The following is a 21,674-nucleotide window of genomic DNA, read 5'->3' as shown; positions in this document are numbered from 1 at the left end:
AGCTAAGCATGGTAGTAATCGGCCGGTAAAAAACTGGTATCATCCCACAGGCGAGATATATGATAAAAAATCTGTGGCTCGCCTTCGTATTTACTGCTGGTTTTCATTTCCAGTGTATACTTATGGGTTACTTTATCTGCCCGCCAGCGCAACCGTATTCTGTTCCAGAAAAAACCAAAGTGCGCACCCGTGCGTCGTATACGGCTGCGGGAGCTGCCATAGGCACACACCGCTATAGCATGCATAACAGCAAAACGGCCGGTATTGGTTTTGCCGGTACGTGCCACTACCTCAAACACCTGGCAGTTATCCAGGTCCTGCGCTATAGCATGCCAGCGGCCATCGGCCGGTACACCTCCCTGCTTCCAGGTACCTGTACGGCCATCCATGGCGGCAAAGCCGTTTACCTCCAGCCGGTATTTATCTTCACTGCGTTTGCCCAGGCCCATACTGCCGTTTTCATGAAAGAAAAAGCAGGTATCATCCGGCTTGCTCTTGCCCTCTTTGCCTGCCGGACTCAACCGTAACGAAGCATCTTCTTTACTGTCTTTTTCCAGCACAAAAAACGGATCAAAATCATCTATATTTTTAAACAGCGCCATAAAACGGCCTGTCTTCAGCGTAGAAGCAATCAGCATCCCATTGTCCACATCGCGTGCAAAACCATCGTCCTGCTTGTTAATCATCGATTCAATCAACGTACGGTAATGCTCTTCCGAGGGTATCTCCCCATTCCGGAAAAATTTTCGCAGGTCTTCCCTGCTGCGGGTTTTACTATCATTAAACTTAGACATAGTACTATAATTAAGCTAAATGAATATCTATGAACTCATCTTCTTCCTCATCAGGCGGTGGTGGAGGCTTTTCTTCCGCTGCAATACTTACATATACCGACAGCTCATCTCCGGCAATAAAATCGCCGATGCCGGAGGCTCGTGGCTCCTGATAACCGGCCGCTCCTACCACGGTTACCAGATGACTGTCCGCCGCTATCAGCACCGCATCTGCCCGGGAGGCTTCAATGTATTTTAAAGCGGGGTTCAGTGCGCTATCCACTACAACGGAATCAAACCTGCCCGTGGTTCTGTTCAGCCTTTTGAAAAAATGCAATACCGAAAAAGCGGTGATATACTGCACATAGGGCTTGCGCTTAATATCATCCAGTATATCCTGTATATAAATCTTACTGCCAATTTTAATTTCCTGCCTCTGATTATACAGCCAGGGATTTATAAAACGGCTGATATCTTCATTCAGCATTTTCAGGTAATAGCCGTCGTTGGCATTCACCCCATCTTTCCGTATGGCAATGGTGCATACAATCTTTATCTTTTCATATACCGGATTACCTACTTCAACAGCAGCAAAGGGAGAAAGAGAACCGCTGATATATTGCTTAATGCGATACAGCATATCCAGGCTCACACCCGGCTGACGGCTTACAAATATCCCGTCTTCCCGCTCCCGTGGAATTACTACCACCTGCATGTTAATAATGGGTAGCACCAGTTGCTTCTCTGTGCCTGCACCAATACACTTTACCATCAGAATATCCGGAAAAGCATCCAGTATCATCTGCGATATATCCATGCTGGTGCGCGGCCGCATTTTATGCCTTAGCCGCTCGCTCACACGCAGGTAGTATTGCTGCTTTGTTTCTTCCTGCCGCCCTCCTGTACTGGCAAACAACTGCCATACCTGGTTTATCTCCGGAATCTTTTGCACAAACCCTTTTACCGAGGCTGCCGGCAACCAGGTGTTTCGCTTTACAGGCCCGGCCTCATCTGCCTGCAGGCGCGTAGCCGCTACCACATGCGCAAACAAACCCAGCACTTTAGCCCCCGCACTTTGTGATCGGTTTACCGAAGCTTTCAGCCAAAAGCAATCGCCTCCCAGCAGGGTATTACCTGTGGGTATTTCCGCAGGCATCTGTAACACCACCATACCCGATTCAATAAAATTATGCGTACTGTCGCTCAGCACATCTGCCGGTTTCATCTGCTCCCATCGGTTGTTTTTCAGATAGCTCCATTCCACATCTTCCACGCTATGCGCCGTGTGGTGGTACTTCATCTCCTGTAACTGAAACAAAAACGATAACGGCTGTCCGGGGTTCACGTTCTGTAAACCAATCAGCAGGTTACGCTCCCTGTCCAGATACGGCACAAAAGTGACGTCATCTGCATCCAGATCGGGGTATACCTTTACCTGCCCAAACGGATACAGGTGTATCAGGGTAATAAAACTCTCATCCTGTTTGCGCCCCTTGCCATACAGCACCTCGGAATGTTCCAGCCTGTAATCTACCTCTACCGATTTAATTACCGGTATATACGGCTGTTCGGGTATAGGAACCTTTTTTACAAACCGCTTTGCATTGTGCATAATAGCTGCCGGAAACAATACCGGGTACAGGCGGTGCCCGAATGCATCTGCCGGGCCTGTCAACTCAAGCCTTACCGCTCCTTCTCTGAAAAAGCCTGACTGCTCTTCTTCCTTATCCAGCAAAGGCCGGTTACCAAAAGAAAAGCCCGGCCCTTCCAGGTTTTCCAGCACCGTTTCCCGGCAAAGGAACAATTCACTGCTGTTCTCATCTCTCCGTGTCTGAAACAGGTGTTTGCCCGTTTGGGCAGGAAGGGGTGTTAGCGATTTACCGTTTTCTACCGGTGTAATGTTGGCGGTAAAACTTTCGTTACGGGTATGATTCTGGTAGCCCTGAAAATAGGTTTCAAACCCTCCCGCCATCGAAGGCAGGTCAAACCATTCAATATTAATATCGAAGCTGCGTGTAAAACGGTTAAAAATATTTGTATTCTTTATATCCAGATAACTACCGGTAGCAGGCACAGGGCCAAAGGCCTGAAAAGGCGTATCTATACTCACCGGCCCCAGGTTATTCTGTAATTGCAGCCCCCGCGCTCCTTCCACATCCACCACAATAGAAATGCGGGTAATCTCCATATTGCGCAGGTAGCCAAACGCATTGTGAAAGGCATTGTTATTAATTTCAATTTTTACCGCCGGGGTGCTTACCGCGTAATTATCTCCATGCACCAACGGCTGGTATAAGCCTACAGGTACATCGGTGGAAGACAGTTTAAAAGTAAGCTCCAGATAGGGATTAGCCTCATCTGTATTGTTTAAACGGAAACTGTATTTTTCTACACCAATCCACCCTTCATCACCGGTTATAGATATATAAAACGCCCGGTTTAACAGCTGATAGGTAGTATACGCTTCGCTGTTACCGGTAATTACCGAAAAGTTCTGTACATAATCTGTAAAGTACAGAAAGGAAGGCCGGGGTATATAAAATTTCAGCTGTATGTTTCTGAAACCATCTCTAACATACAACAAAGGCGAACCCAATACAAAACCCGGCGAGGCATCTTCCATGGTACGCTGGTTCTGAGAAAAGCCAGACTGCTCTTCGCCCATCAGCGGCCATGGGCTAACAATAGCCGTACCCTTGCTGTAACCCGCGGCATCCGGTACGGGATAATTACCCTTGTATACTTTTACTTCTTCTACCGGCCGGCAGTTATAATTACTACCAGCTTCAAACTGTACCTGCCGGCTTATAAAACCGGTTTTCAGTTCTTTAATTACTGCACGGCCAATAAACGCATCACTGTCTGTCTGGTAAATCAGCGGCTGGCCTGCTACAGGCTCTGCCAGTAGCTGTTCACCGGCAGGCAGTATGTACTGGCTTACCTGCTTACCCGGCTCGCATACAATATGCACCTGGTCAGGCACAGCCCTGCGCCTTTCCATGCCCAGTATCTGCTGGTAATAAAAATCCAGGTGGCGCTGGGTAATGCGGTTCATCTGCTGCTGCAGATCGCCATACAATTCCAGAAAAGCCATAAACAATCCCAGATGCGGATCGTATTGCCGGTCTTTTTCCTGGTGTTGCAGATAATAGCGTGCTGCAGCTATCAGCTGGCTGTACTTCTGGCGCAGTTCTGAAAAAAGCAGCCCGAATACTTTATAAATACCCGCTGCCGCTTTTTGCTGTGTGGGATACGCCAGCAGGTTCTCTGTTTCTACCAGCGGAAAATGCATTTCGCCCGGTAACAGCGCTGCTACGTTCAACGTTTTTACGTTGGGCAGCATCACTTTTATCTGGCTGTAATATTCAATAAACTTTGCGCTTAAATTATAACAGTCGGCCGTTATGGTGGCTACCGGTGATACCTGCGTATTATTACGTGCATGCGTACTTTTAACGCGCGTTTTCACCAGTATATCCAGTGCGGTAAAAAAATAATCCAGCTGCTCATTCAGCGCCTGTACCAGTTCTTCCGGAGTATCGGCCTGTAACAGTGCTTCCTGTAATAAATCGTAATCACGCAGCGATGATTTCAGGTCAATACGCGCAATCAGCGTAAACAGCACATCCATGTCCAGGTCAAAAAACTCCTCCCAGGTGCCGTCTGGCCTGTTATGAATGTTGTAGTAATTAAACTGCCCCGCCAGGGCTATGGTAAAGTTCAGCAGTTGCCCGCTGTCTCTTTCGTCAGGTTTGAAGTAAGCCGGATGCAGGGCACGCGGAAACCGCTCTGTTTGACTCAGACCGTCGCGTAAATCCGTATTTGCATGCAGGCTCATGTACCGCTAAACAGTTATTCAGATAAGTTCGTTCCTTCCAGAAAATAAAACGGATACACAATGTTGTGCCGGGTATTGGTAATAATTACCATAAAACTAATATCTACCACCACACGCCCTTTCTCCGCCTGTTCTTCCATTACCTCCGCACCCAGAAACTTAATCCGGGGTTCAAAATTCAGCAACGCCATGCGTACAATATCATTCAGCTGATTTACAAACATGGCATCTACCCGCTCAAACACCATGCGTCTTAAGGCACAGCCAAACTCAGGCTGCATCACACGTTCGCCAGGCACCGTTCCCAGAATAATACGTATGCTCTGCATAATATCTTCCAGTTCCGATACCATATGCACCGTACTGCTAACCCGGTCAAAAGCAGGCGGAAAGCTCCAGCCCCTTCCTAAAAATGATTTTTGTTCTTCCATCCTGCTTACCCTCCTATCATTACCGTGGGGCAACCCAGTACAATTACACCGCCATGTGCCGTACTATCTCCCATACGGGCAGCGGGTTTGCCGCAGATCATTACCGTGGCCGATCCCTTAATAATAGAATCCGGTGGGCCTACGCATACACACATATCGCCCATTACTGCTGCCGGTAGCTTGCCTATTAAAACCGTAGGCGCACCGGGGCCGGTTACAGGCCCGCCTACATGTGGTATTGGTGGAAGGCCCGGCGTTACCATAGGGCAGGTATGCATATCTGTAAGTCTTGCTGCTAACATATCCTGTTGTTTATACCTGTTAATTAATCATCACCATAGCACCTTTAATAGTGGTCTGGCCCGATGCCGACACTTCCGCCGAGGCGGTGCCTTTGGCGGTAAAACCCATTTTGGCCGAACAGGTAACATTCAATCCGTTTGCCTCTACATCCTGCTTGGCGGTAATGCTTACAGAAGTATTGGCAGTGAGTGTAATGCCGCCTTTGGCAGTGATAGATACATCACTGTTGCTGCTGATTTCAACACCGGAGGAAGACATTTTAATACTGTTACTGTTCTGATCGGCTATGGCAATACTTTTACCATCATCGCTGATGGTAATGCTGTTACCACCAGGGGTACTGATGGTAATTACTTTTTTATCATCGTCAAACTGCATCATCAGCTGGCTACGTGTGCTCAGCATTTTCAGGTTATTCTTTTCATCAGAAGCCTGGTTAGGGCTGGCTTTCGCGCTGCCATACAACGAACCCAGTATTACGGGGTAACGCGGATCACCTTCAATAAACCCTACTATTACCTCATCACCCACCTCCGGCAAAAAACCCAGGCCTGCACCCGCCGTGCCGTAAAAATTAGCGTACCGCGCCCACACAGCCCCTACGGTAGCGGCATTGCTGGGCAGGGTAACCAGTATGCGGTATAACGATTGCGGATCGCTGGCCAGTTGTTTTACCGTGCCTACCTGCAAGCCCTGTATAGAAGGCACCTGCCCGGTAGCTGATACATAAGAATAATCCGGTTGCTGGCTCACCGGCTTGCTATCCAGCCCAAAACCGGCAGTAGTTTTCCATACCCCATCTTCCAGTTCATGCGTAACGGAGGTTACATAAGCATTTCCGTTAAACTTGGTACCCATACCCTCTAACTGAATAACAGTGCCTGTTTTAACCAGGGCAGAACCAATAAAAGAAACCGTACCCTTCAACGCAGCCATGCGCATACGAAACAGATAATTATCGGCCCATGCCTGTAATTCAGCAGTTGCCATAGGCGTACCCGCCGTTAACATCAGTTGTGTCTGACTTAATTTTCCCGACAGCGTTTTGGCAGTAACACTCCCCTGACTACCCAGCGTAGGCTCTTTGGCATTCGCATTCTGCAAGGCCAGATTTTTTACATCCCACGCACTTGCCTGTATAGTCGGTGCCTGCTTTTCGGCATTCAGTTCGCTCTGAAAATTCAGCAGGCCACCACCAGGTGCCACCGCCAGTACCGGACTGCCACTAAAATCAGGTGCTTTTATTACCGGCGAATCGCCGTCCAGAAAAATCAGCATGCCGTTAAACTCTGCTCTTGATAATACCACATCCCAGTCTGTAGCCAGCTTCTGAAAAAACATCTCGTTTTTAAAACTGGTGCTGGTTACCGTTACCGATAAACCATAGGTGCCACAAATGGCCGTAATAATATCACTGTCTGTCTGCTGCCCAAACAACTGCTCCTTACGTCCAAACGTCATGCTTACTGCCGCATGTTTGCAAAGCAGTTTCAGGTTAATGGTACTATCCGGGTTCATATCCAGCCCATGCTTTACAATAACCCCGGTAAATAAAGCCGTTTGCTGGTCATCACCATAGGCAGCAGAAATAACAATAGCATTACCCGGCGTAAAAGTATCTGAGTCGCTGAATGAAATAGAAGAGCCGTCAGCCGCAGCCGGGCCCGACAGTATTACTTCTGCATAGGAAATTTTATTTACCTCATGCGCCACCTTTATAAAACTGATTTCCAGCGAATCGTCAATTGCTTTTCCGTTAACCGTAATCGTATAGCGTAAAGAAGGCACATCCACATTCTGTCCTGCATAACTGGGCATAAGCTATTTTTTTAAGGGCGGAAAATACAGTTGCGTTCCGGGCTTCAGCTGATATACATTATTCAGTTTATTATAACGCGCTATTTCCAGATAATAGCTGCTATCGCCATATATCTGGTAACACATCAGCGGCAGCGTATCCCCTGCCCTTACCAAGCGCATATGCGTAAGATCGGGCGAGCTGTTGGCCGCCTCCTGCCCCTTTGTTTTGGGGTCCACTGTAGATTTGAACGTTATGTCCACCGTGGCCCGCAATGCGGTACCATCTGGCCGGAACATGGTATAATTCGTGTTAAACTCTGTACATACCCCTTTAAAAGTAAGCGTACCCCAGGTAACCTTTACATAAGGCGGCGAGTGCAGGGTGCCATTGTACTGGTATACCACTTTCGCCAGCTTGTTCAGATAGTCCTGTACATTACCCGCACCCGTAAGCGGAATAATGCCGGTGCCGTCTACCATCAGATTTTTTAAAACCAGCCCCCCACTGTTCATACTGGAAAAAACCAGCGTACCCGCGGGATTATTAATTGTTCTGAACGTGCTGTACCCCACCGAGTACTTTTCAGAATAGTTTTCGGGGTTTACCAGCGCTTCAATAGAACCCAGTAATGTGCCGTTGCATGAAGGAGTATCGTAACTCTCCAACAAAAGTTTCACCAATGCCATAATCAGTTATCGCTGCGATGCGTTTTCCAGTTTTCGTACTATTTTCTCCAGGCATTCGTTTACCACCTGCGCTTTCAGCGTCTGCAGCGTATGCTCGACATCCGCCTCCGGTTTGCCGGATTTCTCCTCCACCGTTACCTTAATCACCAGTTCTCTTATCTCCAGCGGCATACATCCTCTGTTTAATTGGTTCTTCTGAAAAAGTTATAAGCCAGCTCCAGCGTTTCTATCGCCAGTGCATTGTCCATCGCTTTCAACTCCGACATCTTAATAGATACCGGATAGGCGTTGTATAACGACCAGGTGATTATCGGCGTTTGTTCCGGATCTATCAGCTGCACTTTTACCAGCTTGGGTCTGAACACAAAATTGCTTACCGCATCATTTACCCAGGTAATGATGGGGGACCCTGTAATAAGTCCCCGCTTCAATACCAGGTTATCATATTTAGCCCTTCCGGGCAGTTTGTAAGTAAAGTTGTTAACGCCCCCCTCCTTCACCTCTTCGGTGCCGAGTGTTACGTTTAATCCGCTTACATCCTGAAAGCTGCATTCACCCTCGCCCGCAAAATCGCCCACTGTTACGTTGAACATGAACGCGCGTGGCATGCCATACGGAAAGCTTACTGCCATATTAGCTGGTTGCCAGTGTAAAGCCTTCGTGCGCCAGCTCCATGGTTTCCACCGCAGCTTCGTTGGCATCGGCTTTCATATCTGTAACCGTCATCTTACACGGAAAAGCATTGGTAAGGTTCCATGTCATCGCCGCTTTGTTCGATTCGTCCAGCAGGTTTATTACCACCGTCTGGCGCGCAATCGTGTTCATTTTAATAGCGTTATACATAGTCCACAGCTTGGTATCGGTTTGAAAAATGCCCTTCTTCAGGGTTACGTTACCAAACTTTTTAATACCCGGCATTTTAATGGCGGTGTATGACTGGCTATTGCCTACACGGTATTCAATAACCTGTGTTTCAGAACTGAGGCCTGTTACTTCCTGGAACAGAATTTCATCGCTGCCTATTTTAATAGAAAACTGAAATCGTACCAAAGGCCATATAGTGGATTGGGCTGAGCCGTTGCTATCTGCCATAAAACATATGTTTTATAAATGATGAAAAGGATGAAGATTAAGATTGTTGTTGCTGCTGCTGGAAGGTGAGTACGATAAATTCAGCCGGACGTGAAATAGCCAGCTTCACTGTTACGCGCATAATACCATCCAGAATATCATTCGGCGTCATGGTAGCACCCAGGCCAATAGATACGCTGTACGCCTGGTCAGGACTCGCACCTACCAGGGCACCCTGCGTCCACAGGTTATACAGGAAGTTGTTAAACATACTGCTGATCGTAATCCAGGTGGCAGAAGTATTGGGCTCAAACACATAAGCGCGTGTAGCCAGCTTTAAACTCTGCTCAATCATAATCAGCGTACGGCGTACGTTAATATAACGCCAGTCCTGGCTGTTGCCATCCAGTGTTCTGGCGCCCCATACCAGGGTACCTACACCAGGAAAAGGCCGGATAACGTTTACAGATAAACCTGCCATTACATCTACGTTCAGCGATTGCTGCTGCTGGGCAGATACGTTTACAGCCGGTGCATTTACCATGCTTAACGATACGTTGGCGGGTGCTTTCCATACGCCGCGGCTGGTATCTACCAGGGTATATATGCCTGCCATAGCAGAAGAAGGCGGCAACTCGTTCAGCTGCGAGCGTATTTCATCCAGCAGATGCACATAGGTAATACTGGCTGCTTTCAGGCTCTGATGGTAGTTTTTCTTAGCTACGGCATCCTGCTCTTCTGGTTTCAGTTCCTTGTATTTTTTAATTACATCCTGTGCCAGGGGCTCCGGAAGCACGGTTGACAGATCAACAGTGTCATCAAAGTTTTCAAAATCCAGCTCTGTAGGCTGTATTACAGAGGTTTTTAACCAGGGGTAGTATACGGAACCGTAATTCAAAAAAGCATTTCCTATGCCGTTGCGGAAGCCCGATACAACATCATCAATAGTTTTGCCGGGCGCCTGATATGCCACATCAAAAATACCAAAGCGGCTTTGCACCTTGGCACAATGCATCAGCACCTGTTTGTACAGGTCGTAAGCAGCTTCTCCCAGGGCAACAATATCAGGAAGTACTACCAGCGTAGGCTCCTGCTCTTTTTCCAGTATCTCACTAAATACATTCGGCGTTTTATCATCGCCAATAAAATCGCTCATCTTTACTTCCAGGCCGTCTGCACTGCCACCATAAGTGCCTACAGAAAGTATGTAACATTCAGCACCACCATTGGCATAAAACAAACGGATGCTGTTATAGAAATAAAGACTGTTGTTGTCTTTTACTTTTAGTATAGACTCTTTATTATTTAACAGAAAAGTTTCCTGTGGTAAGGCAGGGTCAGCATCAGCAATGGTAAACTTTGCTTTAAACGCGCCGCCGAACATTTCTACATACTCTGCAAACGAGGTTATTTTAGTGGGTTTACGCAGCAGGCTTTTACCAAACCGAACGGCCCTTTCGGTGTAACCGATAAATACCGGAACAGCTGTCGCCACTGCAACGGCTGATCCGGGGAAGGCGTTTTCTTCTTTGATATAGACCCCGGGCGTCATCAATGTTTCTGGCATGACATGGTGGTTTTATGATTATAAAATGATTTCTGAATAATTATAAATAGCGAATGTATCAGCAGCATCCAGCACCGAAATATGGCTGATATCAGGTGCCGGCAAGGTTTTCTTTACCACCTTGAATCTTCCGGTGGCAGCATCATACTGCTCTACCAGCTGCCATTCCCGTTTGGGAATTTCACTGAGCACAATTTTATCGGCTGAAACAAAACAAACTACTTTATCCTTTCCGGGAATGTTTACCCATTCGGGGCCTGTAAAAACACCGGCGCCCTGCCGGGCAATAACGGCAGGATTTTGCAATTGCTGCAGGTGGCCGGCAGCAAGCACATAACGCCAGTAAGTGGCTTTGGCAGTAAACTGAATAGTATATAATTCCTGCATATCACCAGTCAGGTGCAACCGCAGGCAGGCATACGGCTTTTTATTGGCAAGCGCTAACTGTTGCAGAACTGTGCTGTCGTACTCCAGTGCATCACCGGATACCGCTTCACCTCCATGCAAAAAGCCTGTGGTATAGGTATTGGAAAAAACAGGCAGGGCCTTGCCGGGTGTAAAGGTTTGTACCCCCTCTGTGTACTGCGCAAAATACGCATCATTGTTCTGCAGGTAAAACTCAAGTATAGTACCATCACCGGTACACAACTCCTCTCTGCTTCGTTCCCTGCCATGGAACAGGCTGTTGTAATAAATCGTAAATCTGTCTTCATATTGCCGGAACAATACATCGTTCCGTACAAGCCAGGCAGCCGTGTCCTCTCCGGGGAACACACGGAATGTTTTCAATTTTCCATCATTGTAATAACTGTGCTTATACACACAAGTTACCAACGGAATGAAACGGTTGTCCATCCAGCGTTTTGTTAGCGGTCAGTAATCAATTTCCCTATGTCATCTGTTACTCCATGGCTGAGCCGGTAATTACAGGGCGGTATTCCCTGCTTACTTCCGCATTATAGGTAAGCATACGCACCCTATACAGTGCACTGGGCATGTACTTGGCGCCTATCATGGCCCATAAATTGTTCATTCTTTCCAGCCCATGGGTTTCCAGTTCAACCGATAATTTCTCAATTCCTTCATGCAATGCAGGACTGTTAGCCCTTGTAAACACGGGCTTCTGCTGCATAAAAGAAATGATCAACGAAAGGAATTTCAATCCTTCCGAATAATTATTGCTTGAAAAATACACTACAAACATCACCTGCAATGTAAGGCTGACACTAGGGGAGTTGGTCAAACCGGTTTTGTTAGCTGATGGTTCCTTCTCAATGTTCACCAATGTTAAAGCAATCTTATTCTCACCAGGCAATGCTATCGTTCCATCGGGGTTTACTATGGAACTGAGCAGTACCTTCTCTTCCGGTATTTTTAGCCTGATCCTGAAATACTCGTTAAGCTCTTCAGCTATACAGGTTAAGCTTTCATAGATCATAAGCAATAGTTAGAGCCCCTAAAGCTATAGCATTTTTTTTATAGTTACCAAAACATAAATAATTTTTAATTTCAACCCGCGTTTATATATTACTGCTTACGTTTTATGAAAAAGACTACTGTTTCGCTAACATGCGTGGCCATACTGCTGATTCTGCTTGTATGTTGTTTACATACAACGGCTTATACGTATGATTTCAGCTATAATCCTGGCGACTCTACCGCTAAGGTTGCCGATCCAAAGGTTAAACAAGGATTGGTGAAAAGAATGGTAAGCCTGTTACACTTTAAAGCCAATGCCGAAAGAAGGCAGAAGCAGAGGGTACTGGCATTGCTGGATAGCCTGGCTATTAAAGACTCGTTGAAAGTAAATACAGAACGATTAAAAACACTGATTGATTCGGTATCGGAAAAACAAGACCGCTATCACAATGAAGTATTGCTGTTAATTGATTCACTCGGCAAAATAGCTACCGCTGCCCGTGAAGAAGCAGCGCAGAAAAGTCCTCCTGCCCCACCCGCACCTGCAGAACCGGAAAAAGCGGAAGAAGTGGTTACTGATAGCAGCACCAGTACCGATGCGGATGTGGCAGATGCCTTAAACGCACTGCTGCCCGCTATTTCCGGCCAAACAGAAGCAGCAAAGAAAGAAGAAAAACAAAAACGGGAATCTTTAAGTATTCTCCGCAAACTGGTGAATAACGACAGTGCCATTGTGCAACACCAGGACCCACATTCCGTAAAATATTATTTATACAGTTTTAACAAACAAACAGACTTCTACGCCTTCTATAACGGCATGGCGCCGTTTTCATGGCGCAACTTCCCTTTCCATATGTTCAACTGGTGGGTATACGATGCACTGTTGCTCAATGGCAGTACCGGTAATTTTAAATCACTGGCCGCATGGGATTCGTCTGCCGTTATGCTAGACTCTGCCCGAAAAGCAGGTTGCAATATTCAGTTTACCGTGTTGCAGGACAATGCTACCAGCGTTACTTCTTTTTTAAGAAGCACCCAGGCACAGCATACCCTTGCCAATAACATTCAATACCTGCTGGCACAGCAAAAAATAAACGGTGTTAATATCGACTTCCGTATATTGAACGCAACAGACCGGGATTACTTCAGCACCTTTATTTCATTCCTGTCACGCGCCATTAAAGTAAATGATTCTTCGCTGCAGGTTACCGTTACATTGAATTCTGCAAACCCTGTGGAAGCATATGATATTACTGCATTAAATGCCGCAAGCGACCGTTTCTACATCAGTGACAGTACCTGGCTTACCTACTACTTAAATCAGAAAGTACCTGCCTCTAAATTTGTATACACCATACCGGTAAGCGCCGGCAGTATGGAACCCATTGATATTATTTCCGGACAGTTTGAAATGGTAAAAGAAAACAAACTGGGCGGTGCAGGCATCCGTTATTCAGGCGATAACTTCAATTACAATACTGCGTGGGATGCCATGCTGTTTAAGCTAACCACGCTGGACTCTGTATTGATTAAAGATAGCGCTACTGCCCCCCTCACCCTATTTCAATCGCTTTACCGCCGTTTGGTATTATACAACTACATCCTCTCTAACCCGTGCGAAGAATGCTTTCAGGATTTGCAGAATGATTCTCTTTCCAGCGCAACACTGGTACAATACACCAGAGAACTGGGTATTGATTCCATTGTACATGCCCGAAATAAAATAGCTTCTAAAAAAGCAAAAACACCTGCGGAGTTAAAAAAATTATTGATAACAGAAGTGGAATATGTTACAAAGGAACTTACACAGGTATTACTGGTTATAACCATCCTGTTTGGCATGCTTACCCTGGCTACCGCCATCTTCTTTATTTTGAAGCTGAAGAATGAAGGCAGCGACTGGAAGTATAAAAAAATAACCGCCCGCGTGCTCACCGGCCTCAGCATTGTATTATCGCTGTTTCTTTTTGCTTACGTATTCACCAATGATAAAATACCACTATTCTCGTCCTCTGTTGAAAGCAAAGAACGTTATCAGAGTGTGCATCAAAATGCAGATGGTGTTTATTATAAAGAAAACTTCTACTGCTATCCTGATAACAATTGCGCCAATATGTCGCTCTATTCCCTTTGGGGCGTAATACTGTTAGGCATTCTGCTGGGTGTAATCATTGCCCGTTTTTTGATTCTGCCCCTTTTACGACGAAGCTATATACCGTAATAAGTGTAACAACGTAACTTTGCTGTAAACCTGAGGCGCCCGTGCATAATAAAGGCGCCTCGTTTTATGTTACGCGTTTACCATATCCTCAATAATCAGCTTTTTCATTTTCATCACCTCCCCCATTACGCGCGGTATACGTTCTTTATCTTTCATCAGTTCGGCAAGCACTTTGGGTATAATCTGCCAGCTGATACCGTATTTATCGGTTAGCCAGCCACAGGCAACCTCCTGGCCTCCATCGGCCGTCAGTTGTTCCCAGTAGCGGTCAATCTCCGCCTGGTCTTCACATTCCACTACCAGCGAAATGGCATCATTAAAACTGAATCCGTGGTTAGCAGAGCTATCCATAGCCATCAACGTATAACCCTTTACAGTAAACTGCGAATGTTTTACATAATCTGTATTATCCCCCTCTCCTTCTGCGTATTTTAATATACCCTCAATAGCAGAATCCGGAAACACCCGGGTGTAAAAATGCACTGCCTCCGATGCTTTGCCAGCTCCTGCACCGGTAAACATCAACGTAGGGCAAACCTTTTGTGTAGCAGTGTCTGCATCGTTCGTATATAGCTGCCACGATACGCCGTATTTATCCATAATCCAGCCATACTTCGGGCTCCAGGGGTAACTGTCCAGCGCCATCAGTACGGTGCCACCATCGCTCAGGCTAAACCAGAACTCCTCCGTATCTTCTGCACTGTCGCACATTACCATAAACGATACCGAGGCATTGGGCTGCGAAGTGGGGCCATCATTCAGCAACATCAGCTTCTGACCAAACAGCTGCATCTGAATTACAAAAGGGGATGTTTGTATAACACCTGCCTCTTTAAACACGTCGGTATAAAACTCAGCGGCTTCGGCTACCTTCCCTTTCAGCGTAATACAGGGATACACGGAATTATTCATATAGTTCAATTTTACAGTGTTATTACTACTGTAAACATACAAACGGCACCAACGGTTTACCGGGTGCAAAAAAGACATTTAGCGGGCAGATTGCGCCAACCTAAAAGCAAAAGCCCCCCGGTATTACCAGAGGGGCTTTATGCAGGGAACAGAAAAGAGCGTTTATTCAGCCAATGTATTGTAATCCGTTTCTTTTTGTGGCACTTTCCAGGTCCACTTGTTATTGGCAGTTGGCGCAATGGTTACCGCCAGACTGGTAATAAAATTACCACCATCTGCATACCCTTTGCGACTGATAGATTCATTCCAACGCTTCATATCAAACCAGTCAAAGCCTTCACCCCACAGTTCAATAGCGCGGTACAGCTTAATCTCGTTCAGCAGGTCTGTACCTGTTTTAGTACAGGTATAGCTGGCATCGCGGCCCGAACCATTGTTCAAAGCCACCAGCACACTCTGCACCTCCGAAGCTGCTTTGTTCTGATAATACTTTGCTTCCGCTTCAATCAGATACATTTCGGCAGAACGAAAATGGTTCAGATTGCCCACACCCGGCTGATCTGCTGCCGATACTTTAAACTGCATATAGGCAAATACACTGGAGGTACTGTACAGGTTAGGATACAACTCAAATGCACGCTTGTACAAAGCGGTAGTGGAACCTGCATTACCCGAAGAGGTAGTGTAGGTATACCCTGTAGGGTCAAGAAACAATCCCTTTCTTACATCCGTAGCAGGTATTTTAGCAAACAACTCCCGACTGATGCATTTGGGATAAGTTCTTACGGCACTGGCGCTGGAATTATATCCGATATAAGCAAAGTAGGAATAGTAATACAACGTTTCATCAGAAGCACCGTAGCTACCCCATATCCACTCCTGGTTGGGTGTATTAAAGCCCGCCTTGTATTCCGCATTGGTCATCAATGGGTAGCCTGTACGGGCTTTTACCGCATAGGTTTCTGCAGTAGCATAATCCTTACGGGTTATAGCCGCCCTGGCATAAATAGCATAAGCCACATTGGCATCCACTTCATAATTAGCGCTTCTGGATACGCCGGAACCGGCATATAGCGCTATGGCCTCATCCAGATCTTTATAAATCTGCTGATAGGTTTGTAAAAGTGTAGCACGCGCCATATCGCCTGTGCTCTCATCCAGCCTCAGAATAACACCATCTGTAGCGCCATCGTTGCTGTCATCCCAACGGTTACCGTATAACTGCGCCAGCATCAGAAAGGAATAAGCGCGATACGTTAGCGCCTGTGCTTTCAGAAAGTTTTTTACCGCTGCGGAACCACTTGCTTCATCTACATGAAGTACAATGGAATTGGCGTTACCGATAATTTTGTAGTAATAGTACCACGGATAATAACAGTAAATGCTGGATATATTTTCGTTGTAGGTGGAATTGATAATAGCCGCCCAACCGGAAAGGTTTACAAAAAAGTGATTACCGGGATAGTTGCCGTAATACATTTTAATAGTACCCTCGCCATTGAAACCCTGCGAGCTCAGGTATTGCGTGGTCATCATCTTCGCCAGGCCATTCACCGCCATTTTAGCGTTATCGGTAGTAGCAAATACAGTACTGGTAGATGTAGCATCTGTAGGGCTGGTATTCAGATAATCCTTACTGCACGATGCCAGGGAAACGGCCGCTGATACGGCCAGTATATTTATTAATTTTCTCATTGTACAAGGTTTTGTTTACAGGCCTACGTTGAATACCACAGAAAATACTCTTGGGGTTACAAACAGGTTATCATTGGTACCGGCAAAAGATTGCTGCGGGTTCATGCCTCTCAGTTTGGTAGCAGTATACAGGTTATCGATGGTTACACCCAAACTGGCCGATCTTACCGTAAGCTTATTTAACAGCTGTTGGGGAAAGCGGTACGTAAGGTTCACATTCTTCACCACCAGGTAAGAACCATCTTTTAAAAACTGGGTAGAGGTACCCGCGTTGTTTTTATCGCTTCTGTAAAAGTCCACTACCGGAATACCATTGGGGTCCACACGGTTGGCCGATGTTTCCGTCATACCTACAGGCACACCATCCCATGCATTCAGCAGATCTCTGTGCAGCGCCGAAGGCGTACCACTCATAGAACGCAGTGCGGCATAAGCATTGTCGTAGGTTTTACCGCCGATAGCATAGGTAAACAAGGTAGACAGGCTCAGGTTTTTATACGTAAAGCCCGGCGAGAAACTACCAAACACTTTGGGTATGGCACTGCCGCTCCAGTTTTTCTGCGCATAAGTAGTGTAAGTAGTATAATATTTACCATTAATATTCACCAGATAATCCGCAGGTATCTCCGCAGCGCCCGGTGCAGAACCGTTCACATTAAAATCGGTTGTATTAGGTGTATACAGTGCGTTACCGGTCATCTGATCTACGCCTTCAAACTGATACAACCAGAAGTCGTAAATACTGTGACCTTCCAGATATCTTTTAGATCCGTTTACAATGCCCCCCTTGTTCTGCTCATGCAGTTTGGTTACCTCATTCTTCATCAGGGTAGCGTTTGCTCCCAGATTAATGCGGAAATCTTTGGTACGGAACAGATCCGCATCAACGGTAAACTCCCATCCTCTGTTGCTGATGCTGCCTACATTCTCTGTAATAGTAGCCTCGGCAGCGCTGTTAGAAGTGGCCCCGGCAGAGAGTGGCAGGTTTACATCAAACAGCAGGTTGGTACTCCATTTATTAAAATACTCTACTGTAAAGTTCAGGCGATCAAACACCCGGCCTTCCAATGCCGTAGTAGTACTTCCGCTCGCCTCCCATACCAGGTTGGTGGCAGCGTTCTGGCTTTTATACAAAGCAGCAGCATTGGCGTTCTGTGCCAGATCGTACAGGGCCAGTGAGGCATAATAACCCGCACCTGCATCATTACCCACCGATCCGTAACTGGTACGAAACTTCAGAAAGTTTACTTTCTTAGCCAGGGGCTGAAAGAAATTTTCTCTGGAAATAGTCCAGCTACCACCTATACTCCAGAAATTACCCCAGCGGCTGGCCGCTGCAAAACGGGATGAGCCATCGCGGCGGAAAGAGGCTTCCGCAAAATACTTGTCTGCAAAGCTGTAACGTCCACGGGCAAAATAACCTTCCGTACGGTATACATCTTTGTAATCGGTAAGACTGGTGATATTGGTAAAGTTTACCAGTTCTGTTGCGTTGGCAAAACTTTCTGTGGTTTTATACGCGTACAGGTAATTGTATTCATTGCTGTAGTTCTCATGCCCGGCAAACGCATCTACACTGTGGTTACCAAAACGCTTAGCCCAGCTCAGGCTCTGGCGTACGGTGTAGTTCAGATAACGGTAGTTGGTGCGTGAAGCCCTGCCACTGTTACCGGCACCATCACCAATAACCGCATTGTTGTATGTATGCTCATCGTTGTTACGTGCATTCATATCACCGTTAAACGCCAGTGTAAAGTCTTTCAGAAATTTCACATTCATGTATACCTGCCCATTCAGCGTGTTGCGGTAGTTCTGATCTTTATTCAGTTCGTTCTCCCAAATAGCATGGCGGCCTACATACTGCGCACGGGTGTTGGTACCATCATCATACTGCTTGTTACCCGATTCATCCAGCACATATGCACCGGTAGCCGCATCATGCAAATGCACGGGATAAATGGGCGCAATGGTTCTGGAAAAATAAATAGGGTTTACATACGCCGTAGAGTTGCCGGAAGTGGATGGCGTGTTGTTGGAGGTCTGGTGCGTAGCGCCCAGGTTAAAGCCATATTTAAACCACGGAGTCGCCTGCAGATCAGCATTAATACGGCCTACAAAACGTTTGAAGTCAGAATAGTTTACATATCCTTTCTCATCCAGATAGCCCACAGAAAAATACAGGGAGTTTTTGTCTGAGCCGCTTCTGCCGCTCAGGTTATACTCCTGCCTTCTGCCCGTACGTTCATAGTCTTTATACCAGTCCAGATCGCTGGCATAACCAGGCAGAATGGTGGCATCAGCTACCAGCTTGCCATTGGCATCAAACAACGCATCATCTGCCTTATTGTAAATGTTCAGCTTCAGGTAATCGCTGATAAGTGTGCTGCTGGCTTTGGCACCGGCAAGTGCGGCAGTGGGATATGTAGTGGGGTTTGAACTCATCAGATAATTACGGTAACCCTTCCACATGGTTTCCATAAATTCATTTGCATTCATCTTATTGTACTCCTGAATGCCTTTGTTGTAAAAACCCTGGTTCATGGTAAAATTCACGCTGGATAAGCCTTTCGAGCCGCGTTTGGTGGTCATCAGTATCACACCATTCGAAGCTCTGGCACCATACAGAGCGGTAGATGCGGCATCTTTCAATACCGAAATACTTTCAATATCCGCAGGGTTAATATCCGCTACGTTGCCACCAAAAGGCACACCATCAATCACATACAGCGGATCGTTATCACCGTTCACCGAAGTAAATCCGCGTATGCGTACGGTAGGTGAAGCGCCAGGCTGCCCAACGGTGTTGTTTACCTGAATACCTGCCGCTGCACCTTCCAGCGCTGCTACGGGGTTGGTTAGCGGGCGTTTTTCAATATCCTTTGCAGATACCACTGCATAAGAACCGGTTAACGATTCTTTCTTCTGGGTGCCGTAAGCCACCACCACCACTTCACTCATGGTAGTAGCATCTGCACCCAGCTTCACCTGCAGCACACCCGCGCTGCCGGCTTCCACTTCTTTCGTACCGTATCCTACGGCAGAAACAACAATAAATCTGGCATTGGCGGGTAAGGTAAGGCTGAATACACCTTCCTCGTTGGCTGAAGTCCCTTTTTTGGTTCCTTTGATAAAAATGGTAGCGCCCGCTATGGGGGTACCGTCCTCAGAAGTAATTTTTCCTTTTACTACCTGTTGCGCAAACGCAGCAGCAGTAAGCATCAGGAGCCCGATTGCTAAAAATAGCAGCTTTCTCATGTATGACCGTTTTGGTTAAAAAAGTGTGAATCCCAGAACGCCGAAGATAATTTCGGAGACTATGTAGATACTACACTAATAGACCAACTGCCATATTTCGTTGCCGTATTCCGGCTTTTTTTGCTGCAAACTATTTTTGAAACAGGCGCAAAAAAGCAGCTAACGTATGTTTGTTGCAGGCTTGTCCGGAGTTTTCTCAAAGTAGTAAGGTGCCTTCTCTGTACTCTCAGGCAACAGACTATCCGGAAAGTACAACTCACTGCGGGTGCGGGTTACAGCCACATACAATAAATTAATCTCTTCTGCCAGCCGCTCAGCACTTACCTTTTCTTTGCCGCTGAACATGCGTATCAGCTTCTTCTCTGTGATAAAATCATCGGCCAGTGTTACCTCATCATACTCCAGGCCCTTGCAGCGGTGTACGGTTGAAAATACCATGTCGGCTTTCGATTTGTCATCATGAGTAAGGTGACTGTCTTTAATTTTCTTAATATAACCGGGAATCTTTGTGCCGTACTCTTTTACTATATCCACCAGCATCCGCAGCTGCGGGTCGGCTGTGTTGTCAATGTAATCCTCCAGCTCTTTCAGGTTACGCATAGAGGCTACCATTTTATCCCGTATACGGTCGCGCTGCCCGTTGTACAGGTTCAGCACATCGTATATAGAGGCCCCTTCCGAAGCATAGGTGTAGCTTTCAATACGCCCTTCAAAGTATACCGTTTTAATCTCTTTCTTTTCAATCAGCAACTCAATGGCTTTTACCAGCAGGCCCGCATTGGTGCGGGCTATGCAAGCCCTTGTAGTAATTTTACCCGGCTTACCCAGGCCCCGTATCTGCACCTGTGCTTTCTGTTTCAGGTGCTTCTTCCACCCTATCACATCCTGCGCCAGCGCAGCCACCTCTTCACCAAAACGAAAACTGGCACTCAGGTTAAAGCAGGGGTAATCCGCCTTATCCAGCGAGTTTACGGCGTAACGCCAACTGTAAATCTGCTGATGGGTATCCCCTACGATCACCTTGGTAGCCCGTTGCGATAAAAACACCGCCAGCATGGCTTCTGAGGCATCCTGCCCTTCATCAAACAGAATAATATCATAGTTCAGTACCGGCCTGCTCAGCTGGTACTTCTTCAGGTAAAAATCATGCGTAACCGCAATCTCTCCCCGGTTCATCTTATCCAGCAGCACCCGTGCCTGCAATACAATCTGCTCATAATGCTCCGTTACAAACTGCCTGGCATCTTTATCCTGCACGGCTGCCGCATAGTCCAGCTCCTGCACCTTTGCCTTATCACTGTTACAGAAATACGCCACCAGCCCCAGTATATGGGTGGCCATAATATACTCCACCTGCCTGCCTGTAAGCGTATGCAGGCCCAGCAGCTCTACAATTTCCGGAGCGCTGTATCCTTCTGTTTTTACCGTGTAGTTGTTGCCGCGTACTATGGGATAATATGCCAGCGAATGGGCTGTATCTATACGCACATTGGTAAGGCCCTTTTCTGCAAACTTTTTCTCCGCTTCCAGCTTTACCGCCTTGTTAAAAGCCAGATATAAAATGCGCTGCTTTGGCCGCGCGCGTGCATATTCAATCAGCGTGGTGGTTTTACCGGAACCCGCTACAGCATTAATCTTTATATCTCCTGTACTATTAATAATCGCCGTCTGTTCTGCTGTAAGCATGGCGCGAATGTAGGCA

The 21,674-nt window shown here is 46.7% G+C and carries 17 protein-coding genes; 1 reads left to right on the top strand and 16 read right to left on the bottom strand.

The annotated features are described in order from the left end of the window. Nucleotides 1–2: 2 nt before the first annotated feature. From IEY13_RS13420 to IEY13_RS13365, 12 genes are all read right to left on the bottom strand, one after another. Nucleotides 3–794, bottom strand: a complete 792-nt coding sequence (locus tag IEY13_RS13420; RefSeq protein WP_188952908.1) for a hypothetical protein — start codon at nt 792–794, stop codon at nt 3–5. A 10-nt stretch (nt 795–804) separates the two neighbouring features. After that, nucleotides 805–4,611 (bottom strand): baseplate J/gp47 family protein, encoded by a 3,807-nt coding sequence (locus IEY13_RS13415; RefSeq protein ID WP_188952906.1) that lies wholly within the window; start codon nt 4,609–4,611, stop codon nt 805–807. 14 nt (nt 4,612–4,625) lie between these two features. Next, nucleotides 4,626–5,042 carry a GPW/gp25 family protein gene (locus tag IEY13_RS13410; protein ID WP_188952904.1) on the bottom strand — a complete coding sequence of 139 codons (417 nt, stop codon included), beginning with the start codon at nt 5,040–5,042 and terminating at the stop codon, nt 4,626–4,628. A 5-nt stretch (nt 5,043–5,047) separates the two neighbouring features. Next, complete coding sequence (locus IEY13_RS13405) at nt 5,048–5,344, bottom strand: PAAR domain-containing protein (RefSeq protein ID WP_188952902.1); 297 nt, start codon at nt 5,342–5,344, stop codon at nt 5,048–5,050. Nucleotides 5,345–5,363: 19 nt separating this feature from the next. Further along, entirely contained in the window at nt 5,364–7,163 is a 1,800-nt protein-coding gene (gene vgrG, locus IEY13_RS13400; RefSeq protein WP_188952900.1) for a type VI secretion system tip protein VgrG, read from the bottom strand. Between the two features lie 3 nt (nt 7,164–7,166). Beyond that, nucleotides 7,167–7,832 carry a CIS tube protein gene (locus IEY13_RS13395; protein WP_188952898.1) on the bottom strand — a complete coding sequence of 222 codons (666 nt, stop codon included), beginning with the start codon at nt 7,830–7,832 and terminating at the stop codon, nt 7,167–7,169. 6 nt (nt 7,833–7,838) lie between these two features. Continuing rightward, the gene (locus tag IEY13_RS13390; RefSeq protein ID WP_188952897.1) at nt 7,839–8,003 is read right to left on the bottom strand and encodes a DUF5908 family protein; all 165 of its coding nucleotides are present in this window, start codon (nt 8,001–8,003) and stop codon (nt 7,839–7,841) included. Nucleotides 8,004–8,014: 11 nt separating this feature from the next. Further along, on the bottom strand, nt 8,015–8,464 hold the full coding sequence (locus IEY13_RS13385) for a phage tail protein (protein ID WP_188952895.1): 450 nt from the start codon (nt 8,462–8,464) through the stop codon (nt 8,015–8,017). A 1-nt stretch (nt 8,465) separates the two neighbouring features. Beyond that, nucleotides 8,466–8,924: a phage tail protein gene (locus tag IEY13_RS13380; protein ID WP_146835605.1), complete on the bottom strand. Its 459-nt coding sequence runs from the start codon at nt 8,922–8,924 to the stop codon at nt 8,466–8,468. A 37-nt stretch (nt 8,925–8,961) separates the two neighbouring features. After that, entirely contained in the window at nt 8,962–10,470 is a 1,509-nt protein-coding gene (locus IEY13_RS13375) for a phage tail sheath family protein (protein ID WP_188952893.1), read from the bottom strand. An 18-nt stretch (nt 10,471–10,488) separates the two neighbouring features. Beyond that, nucleotides 10,489–11,244, bottom strand: a complete 756-nt coding sequence (locus IEY13_RS13370) for a hypothetical protein (protein ID WP_188952891.1) — start codon at nt 11,242–11,244, stop codon at nt 10,489–10,491. Between the two features lie 127 nt (nt 11,245–11,371). Further along, complete coding sequence (locus IEY13_RS13365; protein ID WP_188952889.1) at nt 11,372–11,908, bottom strand: Pvc16 family protein; 537 nt, start codon at nt 11,906–11,908, stop codon at nt 11,372–11,374. Nucleotides 11,909–12,013: 105 nt separating this feature from the next. Between IEY13_RS13365 and IEY13_RS13360 the strand changes: the two genes are divergently transcribed. After that, nucleotides 12,014–14,110 carry a glycoside hydrolase family 18 protein gene (locus IEY13_RS13360; RefSeq protein ID WP_188952887.1) on the top strand — a complete coding sequence of 699 codons (2,097 nt, stop codon included), beginning with the start codon at nt 12,014–12,016 and terminating at the stop codon, nt 14,108–14,110. Between the two features lie 69 nt (nt 14,111–14,179). Here the strand turns inward: IEY13_RS13360 and IEY13_RS13355 are convergent, their stop codons facing one another. From IEY13_RS13355 to IEY13_RS13340, 4 genes are all read right to left on the bottom strand, one after another. Continuing rightward, nucleotides 14,180–15,022, bottom strand: coding sequence for a VOC family protein (locus tag IEY13_RS13355; protein ID WP_188952885.1), 843 nt, complete (start codon nt 15,020–15,022; stop codon nt 14,180–14,182). Nucleotides 15,023–15,184: 162 nt separating this feature from the next. Next, the gene (locus IEY13_RS13350; protein WP_188952883.1) at nt 15,185–16,717 is read right to left on the bottom strand and encodes a RagB/SusD family nutrient uptake outer membrane protein; all 1,533 of its coding nucleotides are present in this window, start codon (nt 16,715–16,717) and stop codon (nt 15,185–15,187) included. Nucleotides 16,718–16,732: 15 nt separating this feature from the next. Next, entirely contained in the window at nt 16,733–19,972 is a 3,240-nt protein-coding gene (locus IEY13_RS13345; RefSeq protein WP_188952881.1) for a SusC/RagA family TonB-linked outer membrane protein, read from the bottom strand. A gap of 159 nt (nt 19,973–20,131) precedes the next feature. Next, nucleotides 20,132–21,658: a 3'-5' exonuclease gene (locus IEY13_RS13340; protein ID WP_188952878.1), complete on the bottom strand. Its 1,527-nt coding sequence runs from the start codon at nt 21,656–21,658 to the stop codon at nt 20,132–20,134. Nucleotides 21,659–21,674: the final 16 nt, after the last annotated feature.

It is taken from the genome of Filimonas zeae, assembly GCF_014641615.1.
Classification (GTDB): domain Bacteria; phylum Bacteroidota; class Bacteroidia; order Chitinophagales; family Chitinophagaceae; genus Filimonas; species Filimonas zeae.
The sequence above is the reverse complement of the archived record's forward strand: the minus strand, read 5'-3'. Positions and strand labels throughout refer to the sequence as shown.

Coding starts and splice junctions, on each gene's coding strand:
- IEY13_RS13420 (WP_188952908.1), bottom strand. CDS start 794: ATGTCTAAGTTTAATGATAGTAAAACCCGCAGCAGGGAAGACCTGCGA.
- IEY13_RS13415 (WP_188952906.1), bottom strand. CDS start 4,611: ATGAGCCTGCATGCAAATACGGATTTACGCGACGGTCTGAGTCAAACA.
- IEY13_RS13410 (WP_188952904.1), bottom strand. CDS start 5,042: ATGGAAGAACAAAAATCATTTTTAGGAAGGGGCTGGAGCTTTCCGCCT.
- IEY13_RS13405 (WP_188952902.1), bottom strand. CDS start 5,344: ATGTTAGCAGCAAGACTTACAGATATGCATACCTGCCCTATGGTAACG.
- vgrG (WP_188952900.1), bottom strand. CDS start 7,163: ATGCCCAGTTATGCAGGACAGAATGTGGATGTGCCTTCTTTACGCTAT.
- IEY13_RS13395 (WP_188952898.1), bottom strand. CDS start 7,832: ATGGCATTGGTGAAACTTTTGTTGGAGAGTTACGATACTCCTTCATGC.
- IEY13_RS13390 (WP_188952897.1), bottom strand. CDS start 8,003: ATGCCGCTGGAGATAAGAGAACTGGTGATTAAGGTAACGGTGGAGGAG.
- IEY13_RS13385 (WP_188952895.1), bottom strand. CDS start 8,464: ATGGCAGTAAGCTTTCCGTATGGCATGCCACGCGCGTTCATGTTCAAC.
- IEY13_RS13380 (WP_146835605.1), bottom strand. CDS start 8,924: ATGGCAGATAGCAACGGCTCAGCCCAATCCACTATATGGCCTTTGGTA.
- IEY13_RS13375 (WP_188952893.1), bottom strand. CDS start 10,470: ATGCCAGAAACATTGATGACGCCCGGGGTCTATATCAAAGAAGAAAAC.
- IEY13_RS13365 (WP_188952889.1), bottom strand. CDS start 11,908: ATGATCTATGAAAGCTTAACCTGTATAGCTGAAGAGCTTAACGAGTAT.
- IEY13_RS13360 (WP_188952887.1), top strand. CDS start 12,014: ATGAAAAAGACTACTGTTTCGCTAACATGCGTGGCCATACTGCTGATT.
- IEY13_RS13355 (WP_188952885.1), bottom strand. CDS start 15,022: ATGAATAATTCCGTGTATCCCTGTATTACGCTGAAAGGGAAGGTAGCC.
- IEY13_RS13350 (WP_188952883.1), bottom strand. CDS start 16,717: ATGAGAAAATTAATAAATATACTGGCCGTATCAGCGGCCGTTTCCCTG.
- IEY13_RS13345 (WP_188952881.1), bottom strand. CDS start 19,972: ATGAGAAAGCTGCTATTTTTAGCAATCGGGCTCCTGATGCTTACTGCT.
- IEY13_RS13340 (WP_188952878.1), bottom strand. CDS start 21,658: ATGCTTACAGCAGAACAGACGGCGATTATTAATAGTACAGGAGATATA.